Source organism: Variovorax sp. Root473 (genome assembly GCF_001426505.1).
In the GTDB taxonomy this organism is placed as follows: Bacteria; Pseudomonadota; Gammaproteobacteria; order Burkholderiales; family Burkholderiaceae_C; genus Variovorax.
This window is the reverse complement of record NZ_LMEV01000015.1, coordinates 160770-167283: the sequence shown is the minus strand read 5'-3', so window position 1 is coordinate 167283 and position 6514 is coordinate 160770. Positions and strand designations below refer to the sequence as shown.

Genomic DNA, 6514 nt, shown 5'->3' with positions numbered 1-6514 from the left:
TTTGCCTACGTTTCTTTGGCGAAGCAAAGAAAAGTAGGTCGGCCGCCGGGCCGAGACCCGGCCCCGGAAAGCAAACCGGACCAGCTAAGCAGAAATCACCCCCGAAACCTCTTCCGAGTCAACGCCAAAGCAATCCAGAAAGCCACAACCGCATACACAACCAACACACCCGCATGCACCCACCACCCCTCAGGCCACCGATCCATGAACAACGGCCGCACCAACGCCACAGCATTGGTCAAAGGCAACCAGGCCGCCACAGCACGCACAGCAGAAGGCAGTTGCTCCAGCGGAAAAAACACCCCACTCAAAAACATCATCGGCGTCATGAACAGAGTGAAGTAGTAGGTAAAAAAGTCATACCCCTTCGCCAACGCATTGAAGATCAACGCTACCGAAGAAAACGTGATCCCGCACCCGATCAACACCATCCAGGCCACGATCAACTTGGGGCTGTGACTGATCCCGAGTCCAAGCATCACGAACAGGATCGCAGTCACCGTAAAGATCGACTTGAACGCCGCCCACAGCATCTCCGCCAGCACGATGTCGTCCAATCCCACCGGCGCATTCATGATCCCATCCCAGGTCTTCTGCACATGCATCCGAGAAAACGCCGAATACAGCGCCTCGAAGCTCGCCGCATTCATCGCACTCATGCAGATCGACCCACTGGCCAGGAACAGGATGTACGGCACCTGCGTGCCATCCACCGTCACCTGCCCCACCAAAGCGCCCATCCCGTAGCCAAACGCCACCAGCCAGATCAGCGGCTCCGCGATGTTCCCGATCAGGCTCGGCAAGGCAAGCTTGCGCCACACCAGCAGGTTGCGCAGGAACACGGGCCACCAGCGCATCGACAGTTCGGGCGCGCGCCACACCGAGGGCGAGGAAGGTGGCACGGAAGAAGCAGTGGTTGTATTCATGAAAAGAAGGTCTACCCATCCTGGCGAATCTGCCGGCCGGTGAGCTTGAGGAACAGGTCTTCCAGGTTGGCCGGCCGATGGAAGGTGCGCAGCCCGCCATGCTGAGTGAGCGCATCGAGCAGACGGCGCGCATCCTGCGTATAGAAGAACACGGTTTCGCCGCTCACCTCCACGCGCGCGGCCAGCGCCTGAAGTTCGGGCGAGCCGGCCAGCGACAGCGCCCCATTGCCATACACCTCGACCACGTCGGGCTCCAGGTACTCGGCGATGAGATCGCGCGGGCGGCCTTCGGCGATCTTGCGGCCGTGGTCGAGCACCAGCAGGCGCGAGCACAGGCGCTCGGCCTCGTCCATGAAGTGCGTGGTCAGCAAAATCGACTTGCCCTGCTGCAGCAGCACCTGCAGGCGCTCCCACATCAGGTGGCGCGCCTGCGGATCGAGGCCGGTGGTGGGCTCGTCGAGCAGCAGCAACTTGGGGTCGTTCACCAGCGCACGCGCCAGCGACAGGCGCCGGCGCATGCCGCCCGACAGCTCGCCGGGCTTGGCGTCGGCCTTGTGCGAGAGCGCGGCGAATTCGAGCAGCTGCGGCACGCGTTGACGCACATGCGCCTTGCTGAAACCGAAGTAGCGGCCGTACACCACGAGGTTCTCGGCGCAGCTGAAGTCGGGGTCGAGCGTGTCGAACTGCGACACCACGCCCAGCTGCGCCTTGATGGCCAGCGCGTCGCGCGGCATCTGCAGGCCCAGCGCTTCGATGCTGCCGCCGTCGGGCGCGGTGAGGCCCAGGCACATACGGATCGTGGTGGTCTTGCCCGCGCCGTTCGGCCCGATCACGCCCAGGCACTCGCCGGGCGCGATCTCGAACGAGAGGTCGTCGACGACCGTGGTCTCGCCGTAGCGCTTGCGAAGCGAACGGACCTGGAACAGTGGGGAGGAAGAAGGCGAAGGAGGGGGGGTGTGGGATGGCACGCGGCCATTCTGACGCAGCGCGCCGATTGGCGCAGCAGCTACATGCGCAGGCCGCTGAACTCGCTTTTCATCCAGTCGATGAAGGCGCGCGTGCGCGCCGGCAGCAGCCGCGCGTTGGGGTAGATCACGCTCACGGGGCGGGGTGCGGGCTCGTAGTCTTCGAGCACCAGCTGCAGCCGGCCTTGCGCCACATAGGGCAGCACCTGGTAGGAGAAGAAGGTGCCGAAGCCCATGCCTGCGGCGCAGGCCTCGAGGGCGGGCGCGAGGTGGTTGAACTCCAGGCGGTTGTCCGGCGTGACGTGCACGGTCTTTCCGCCGTTGCCACCCTCGCCGCCGTCCCTAAATGCCCATTGCGGCGGCGCATCGATGCGCCCGCGCACGCAGGGCGCACCCGCCAGGTCGCGTGGATGGCGCGGCACGCCGTGCTGCGCCAGGAAGGCGGGGCTGGCCGCCACCACGCGGCGGATGGTGCCCAGCGTCTGCGCCACCAGCGACGAGTCTTCGAGCGGGCTGATGCGGATGCCGACGTCGATGCCCTCCTCGAGCAGGTTCACCGTGCGGTCGTGCAGCCGCACACTGCAGCGCACCTTCTCGTGGCGCTGCATGAAGCGCACGATGGCGGGCGCGACGTACATGTGGCCGAACAGCACCGGCGCGGTGATGACCAGTTGCCCCGCGGGCTCGCGCGCCTCGGCCTTCAGCGCCTGGTCGGCGGCGTCGGCCGCGAGCAGCACCTCGCGCGCGCTCGGCAGGTAGTGGCGGCCCTCTTCGGTGAGCGACAGGCGCCGCGTGGTGCGGTGGAACAGGCGCACGCCCAGGTGCGCCTCGAGCGCGGCGAGCGCGCGCACCACGGCGGGCAGCGAACTGCCGAGCGCTTCGGCGGCGCGGGTCAGGCTGCCCTGGTCGGCAATCTGCACGAAGGTCTGCATGGCTTTGAAGCGATCCATGGCGCGATTAAACCGGAAAACGCAGCAGTCAAATTCGGTGAAGGCTATTCATTCGTTTGCCGGAAGAGAGAAGAATTCGAGGCATACCCACCTGAAGGACTCCTCATGGCTCAAAACATGCCCGCCCAACCGATCAAGCTGTACGGCAGTGCCATCTCGGGCCACGTGCACCGCGTGCGCCTGTTCCTCACGCTGCTGGGCCTGCCCTTCGAGATCGTCGAACTCAACCTGCGCCAGCGCGAGCACCGCACGCCGGAGTTCCTGGCGCGCAACCCCTTTGGCCAGGTGCCGGTGATCGAGGACGGCGACGTCACGCTGGCCGACTCCAACGCCATCCTCGTGTACCTCAACGAACGCTACGCCGCCGATCCGGCGCGCTGGATGCCGCGCGACCCGGTGGGCGCGGCGCGCGTGCAGCGCTGGTTTTCGGTGGCGGCCGGCCCGCTGGCGTTCGGGCCTGCGGCGGCGCGCGTGATGGTGCTGTTTGGCCTGGACACCGACCCGACCGAAACAGTCAAGCGCTCGCATGCGCTGCTCGCCGTGATGGAGGTCTGCCTGACGGATCAAGCCTTCCTCGCGGGCCCGTCGGCCTCGCTGGCCGACATCGCGAACTACGCCTACGTGGCGCATGCGCCCGAAGGCAGCGTGTCGCTCGACGCTTACCCGCAGCTGCGTGCGTGGCTGGCGCGCGTGGAAGCCTTGCCCGGGTTCGTGCCGATGGTGCGTTCGCCGGTGGGCCTGGCGGTGGCGTCATGATCGCCGCCCCATTCCACGCGGGAGAACGCGCGCTGCAGTCGCTCGTGGGCGCGCGCGAGCAGATGGAAGCGATCGGGCCGCGCGTGATCCGCGACTACATGCCCGACCAGCACCGTGAGTTCTTCGCGCAGCTGCCCTTCCTCGTCGTCGGCAGCCTCGATGCCGACCTGCAGCCGTGGGCCAGCATGCTCGCCGCGGCCGCCGGCTTTGCGCACTCGCCCGACGCGACGCACCTGCGCATCGATGCGCTGCCGGGCGCAGGCGATCCGCTCGCAGGTCAGCTCGCGCCCGGCGCCACGCTCGGCCTGCTGGGCATCCAGCCGCACACGCGGCGGCGCAACCGCATGAACGGCACGGTCGAGGCGCTCGACGCGGCGGGCTTCATGGTCGAGGTGCAGCAGAGCTTCGGCAACTGCCCGCGCTACATCCAGGCGCGCGAGCCGCTGTTCGCCGCACCGCCGGCCAACGAACCCGCCGTGCAGTGGCTCGACACGCTCGACCTCGCGGCCGAACGGCTCATCGGCGCGGCCGACACGCTGTTCATCGCCACGGCATATCCCGACGCCGCGGCGGTGGGCGACGACGCCGATGCGCGCTCACACGGCGTCGATGTGTCACACCGCGGCGGGCGGCCGGGCTTCGTGCGTGTCGATGCGGGCGGCGTGCTCACGGTGCCCGATTTCAACGGCAACCGCTTCTTCAACACGCTCGGCAACTTGCAGGCGCACCCGCGCGCGGGCCTGCTCTTCGTCGACTTCGACACCGGCGAGCTGCTGCACCTGAGCGCCACGGCGGAGATCGTCACGGACGGCCCCGAGGTGGCGGCGTTCGAAGGCGCGGAGCGGCTGATGCGTTTTCACGTCACGCGCGCGCTGCGCCGTCAGGCCGCGCTGCCGCTGCGCTGGGGCGAGGCCGCGTTGTCGCCGCACCTGGCGGGCACGGGGCGCTGGGCCGCGCACTGACTACTCAAAGACCGGAATGCGCCCGTTGACTGACGGGCGGTAGTGCCAGTCGAGCGCATCGAGATCGGGTGCGCGTTGCTGACGCAGCAGCGCCTCGAGGCCCGCCGCGGCCAGCGTGCAAGCCAGCGCCTGGCCGGGACACGCATGCACGCCGTGGCCAAAGCCGAGCACGCGCCGCTGCGCACGCACGGGCATGAAGCGATCGGGCTCGGGATTGAACGCCGGATCGCGCTGCGCCGAGGCCAGCAGCACCAGCACCGCATCGCCCGCCGCCAGCGAAGTGCCGGCGATCTCGACCGGTTCGACCGCGAAACGGCGCGTGTTCTGCACCGGCGGGTCGTGGCGTGCCGTCTCCTCGACGATGGCGAGCAGACCGTCGCGCGTGCGCGCCAACGGGCGCAGTTCGGGCTCGCGCACCAGCGCAACAAGGCTGTTGCCCAGCAGGCCCGCCGTGGCGTCGCAGGTCTGCGAAAGCAGGCCCACGAGGTTCGCCAGCAGCGCGCGCGAGAGCGGGGCGCTCGCCGCGCTTTCGGCCCGCACTGCCGCCAGCAGCGTGCCGTCGCGCGGCGAGGCGTTCGCGCTCAGGGCTTCGAAGCGGGTCATCAGTTCGCCGGCCGCCACGCTCGCCGCCTGCAGCTGGCCGGCGTTCGACAGCGGCGAAAGGCAGGCGACAAAGTCACGCATCCAGCGGTCCACCTGCGGCAGCGTCGCGTCGTCGAAGCCGAGCAGGTGGGCCATCGCCCGCAGGGGCAGCGAGAACAGCGCATCGGACAGGGGCGCATGCGCGGGCACCCGCCGCGCCACGTCGAGCGCGGCGGCGTGTGCCGCATGGAGGTCGAGCCCGGCCAGCGCGCGTTGCAATGCCGGGCGATGCACCTGGTGCGCCGGGCCGTCGTTCATGCGCACCAGATGGCCGAACACCTCGCCGGCCGGACTGCCCAAGATCGCGCGCGGCACGGGCTCGGCGGCGGGACGCACGCGCAGCGCGCCGTGGACCTGCAGCACCTGCATGACCACATCGGCGCGGCTCGCGATCCATGCGCGCAAGCCGTCATGCCACGCGAGCGGCGGGCCGTCGCGCAGCGTGGCGTAGTACGGGTACGGGTCGGCGTGCGTGGCGGCGGCGACCGGATCGACGGGGTGGGTGGGCACAGCGGTGTTCATGGCGCGCAGTGTGCGTTCGCGGCCGCCGGCACACTTCGGCCGCGAACGAAGTGTGGGATGCGGCGCCGCCTTAGGATGCCCTCATGGACGACACCACCGCTTCCGACTTCCAGCTCGCCCGCCTCGCCGGCGCCATCGCCGAGCCGGCGCGTGCCCGCATGCTGAACTGCCTGATGGACGGCCACGCCCGCACCGCGACCGAGCTCGCCACGGTGGCCGAGGTGGCGGCCTCGACCGCGAGCGCGCACCTTGCGCGTCTGAAGGACGAGCGGTTGGTCGAGGTGCTCGTGCAAGGCAAGCACCGCTACTTTCGCCTCGCCAGCGACGACGTGGCCGCCGCGCTCGAAAGCCTCATGGTGGTGGCTGGCGCGCCGCGCCCCGCCGCAGCCGCCTTCCAGCCCAACACGCCGAGCCGCCTGCGCAGCGCGCGCACCTGCTACGACCACATGGCGGGCACCGCGGGCGTTGCGCTGCACGACCGGCTGCATGCGCAGGGCTGGCTCAGCGGGCTGGAAAGCGGTTCGTACGAACTCACGCCCGACGGCGCCATCGCGCTGGAGAGCCTGGGTGTCGAAGTCGACACCGTGCGCCGTTCGCGCCGCCGCTTCGCCTGCGCCTGCCTCGACTGGAGCGAGCGCCGCCCGCACCTGGGCGGCGCACTCGGCGCCGCGTGGCTGCAGCTGTCGCTGCGGCGCGGCTGGGTGCGGCAGGAACTCGACGGGCGCGCGCTCACGCTCACGCCGAAGGCGCAGCGCGAGATGCCGGAGCTGTTTGCCTGAAGGCGAAGGCGC

The 6514-nt window shown here is 69.3% G+C and carries 7 protein-coding genes; 3 read left to right on the top strand and 4 right to left on the bottom strand.

Annotated elements, in window-relative coordinates:
* Window positions 1-95: 95 nt before the first annotated feature.
* From ASD34_RS10450 to ASD34_RS10440, 3 genes are read right to left on the bottom strand one after another with little or no spacing between them, the layout of a single operon-like run.
* Window positions 96-926: an ABC transporter permease gene (locus ASD34_RS10450; protein WP_056576707.1), complete on the bottom strand. Its 831-nt coding sequence runs from the start codon at window positions 924-926 to the stop codon at window positions 96-98.
* A gap of 11 nt (window positions 927-937) precedes the next feature.
* Window positions 938-1894 carry an ATP-binding cassette domain-containing protein gene (locus tag ASD34_RS10445; RefSeq protein ID WP_157609672.1) on the bottom strand — a complete coding sequence of 319 codons (957 nt, stop codon included), beginning with the start codon at window positions 1892-1894 and terminating at the stop codon, window positions 938-940.
* 38 nt (window positions 1895-1932) lie between these two features.
* On the bottom strand, window positions 1933-2841 hold the full coding sequence (locus ASD34_RS10440) for a LysR family transcriptional regulator (protein ID WP_056576701.1): 909 nt from the start codon (window positions 2839-2841) through the stop codon (window positions 1933-1935).
* Window positions 2842-2946: 105 nt separating this feature from the next.
* Here ASD34_RS10440 and ASD34_RS10435 point away from each other — a divergent pair, with 105 nt between their 5' ends.
* Window positions 2947-3597, top strand: a complete 651-nt coding sequence (locus tag ASD34_RS10435) for a glutathione S-transferase family protein (protein WP_056576697.1) — start codon at window positions 2947-2949, stop codon at window positions 3595-3597.
* On the top strand, window positions 3594-4559 hold the full coding sequence (locus ASD34_RS10430) for a pyridoxamine 5'-phosphate oxidase family protein (protein WP_056576694.1): 966 nt from the start codon (window positions 3594-3596) through the stop codon (window positions 4557-4559). Before ASD34_RS10435 ends, ASD34_RS10430 begins: the two co-directional genes overlap by 4 nt.
* Here the strand turns inward: ASD34_RS10430 and ASD34_RS10425 are convergent, their stop codons facing one another.
* A complete protein-coding gene (locus tag ASD34_RS10425; protein WP_056576691.1) occupies window positions 4560-5723 on the bottom strand; it encodes a cytochrome P450 in 1164 nt (387 codons plus the stop codon).
* Between the two features lie 83 nt (window positions 5724-5806).
* Here ASD34_RS10425 and ASD34_RS10420 point away from each other — a divergent pair, with 83 nt between their 5' ends.
* Complete coding sequence (locus tag ASD34_RS10420; RefSeq protein ID WP_056576687.1) at window positions 5807-6502, top strand: ArsR/SmtB family transcription factor; 696 nt, start codon at window positions 5807-5809, stop codon at window positions 6500-6502.
* The last annotated feature ends 12 nt before the right edge of the window (window positions 6503-6514 follow it).

What these genes read in the sequence shown, in the direction of transcription:
- ASD34_RS10425 (WP_056576691.1), bottom strand. Translation starts at nt 5,723, where the DNA reads ATGAACACCGCTGTGCCCACCCACCCCGTCGATCCGGTCGCCGCCGCC.
- ASD34_RS10435 (WP_056576697.1), top strand. Translation starts at nt 2,947, where the DNA reads ATGGCTCAAAACATGCCCGCCCAACCGATCAAGCTGTACGGCAGTGCC.
- ASD34_RS10450 (WP_056576707.1), bottom strand. Translation starts at nt 926, where the DNA reads ATGAATACAACCACTGCTTCTTCCGTGCCACCTTCCTCGCCCTCGGTG.
- ASD34_RS10440 (WP_056576701.1), bottom strand. Translation starts at nt 2,841, where the DNA reads ATGGATCGCTTCAAAGCCATGCAGACCTTCGTGCAGATTGCCGACCAG.
- ASD34_RS10430 (WP_056576694.1), top strand. Translation starts at nt 3,594, where the DNA reads ATGATCGCCGCCCCATTCCACGCGGGAGAACGCGCGCTGCAGTCGCTC.
- ASD34_RS10420 (WP_056576687.1), top strand. Translation starts at nt 5,807, where the DNA reads ATGGACGACACCACCGCTTCCGACTTCCAGCTCGCCCGCCTCGCCGGC.